1 protein-coding gene is annotated in these 1,446 nt (G+C 37.9%); it reads left to right on the top strand.

Annotated features, from left to right (window positions below; all coding sequences use genetic code 11):
• The first annotated feature begins 490 nt into the window (after positions 1–490).
• A complete protein-coding gene (locus QMA35_RS21665; RefSeq protein ID WP_281649209.1) occupies positions 491–1,057 on the top strand; it encodes a hypothetical protein in 567 nt (188 codons plus the stop codon).
• Positions 1,058–1,446: the final 389 nt, after the last annotated feature.

Here is a 1,446-nt window from a genome sequence, read left to right as displayed (position 1 = left end):
CCTTCGCAGCGAGGGTCAGGAACTTTGGCGAGAAAGGCTGTCAGGGGCTGATACTGCTGGGCTTCCATGCTGAAATACGAGTCTGATAAATGGGAATCAGAGACTACTACAAATTATGTGGCTCGATGGTACCTATTTGATGCAATTGCCCTGCAGGCAACCAGAACAAAGGGCGTGACTGTTCTTTCTTGGACAACCGTAACATTGAGAACTTCGGCTCCTTGATAGGAGCTGATGTTGACGTCCTGATAAACAAACGACTTGAGTTTGTGGACTTTATTGAGGATAGTTTTCAGGAGCATCAGCGGTTCTTCTTGTTATTTTTGTCGGCAAACAAAAAATCTACCAGAAGTCAGCCGCTGGTGCTTTTATCTCAAAATCCGCTCCTGTTTACCCACAGATATCCCTGAGGAGCCCAATTTCGTACGTACTGTACTCCACCACATATATAAAATATTATTAAGCGAAACACTAAAAACAGAGAAATAACATGGAAGTTTATTTAGCAGCAAGAGATTTAGCTGGTTTTGCAGTTGGCACGCATCAATTTATAATTATTATGCTATCTGGAAACTCTCACCCTGAGGCTAAACTACTGGGAAGTAGAGTTCTCCCTAAAAATATAGGGAACAGTAAAATCGGATATGTTATTGGGGCACAGAATAGAGGAAATCTTGTAGTTGAATTTTTTGAAAAAAGTGATTATCAGGCAACCCTAGAGTTCTTTGAGCCTAAACGAATATCAACATTAAAGTCAGACTTTGATACTCAAATATCTAAAGTCCGCTTCAAAAAGTCTAACAATATCGATGGAATAAGGCAGTTACTAAACTTAGTTAATTATTACTCAATAAATCAAAGTATGGGTCGTGTAAAATATCCAACTGGTGGTTTTGGATATAACAGCAACAGTTGGGCTCAAAGCATCATTAAACATTCTGGTGGTATTGGTCTAAAAAACTTTGACGGCATAGATATCGGACACGATAAAGAAATACCAAAAACATATTTCACACCTATCTGCCCAAGCAAACCAAGACCAAGGTTGAATAAATGATCATACTAAAGAACATTCATAAGGCTTGGTTGACATTTACAACTATATTGATTTGTGAAATAGTCGTTGATTATTTAATAAGAATCAACAAAAGCACACCATATGCTTTGGGGCTAGACGAAAACCTTTGGTTCTCAATCCAAATAGTTGCTTTTAGTTCTTTTACATTTTTTTTAATTAAACATTACAAAGAATCTTCTTTTACCTTAAAAAGATTATTGTTTGCAGTAGCTAACTTTCTAATTTCATTTTTTTTATACACAGTATTAATTTTTGGTTACATTATAAACAGCGGTATTGATTCATTTTAAACAGCAGCTAAATCGGGTAAGGGCTGACTTTTCTTCAGCCCTCCCCACACCACCCGGCATGCGGGTCCGCACCGGGCG

The sequence above is a fragment of the Parendozoicomonas sp. Alg238-R29 genome, assembly GCF_947331445.1.
Classification (GTDB): Bacteria; Pseudomonadota; Gammaproteobacteria; order Pseudomonadales; family Endozoicomonadaceae; genus Sansalvadorimonas.
The sequence above is the reverse complement of the archived record's forward strand: the minus strand, read 5'-3'. Positions and strand labels throughout refer to the sequence as shown.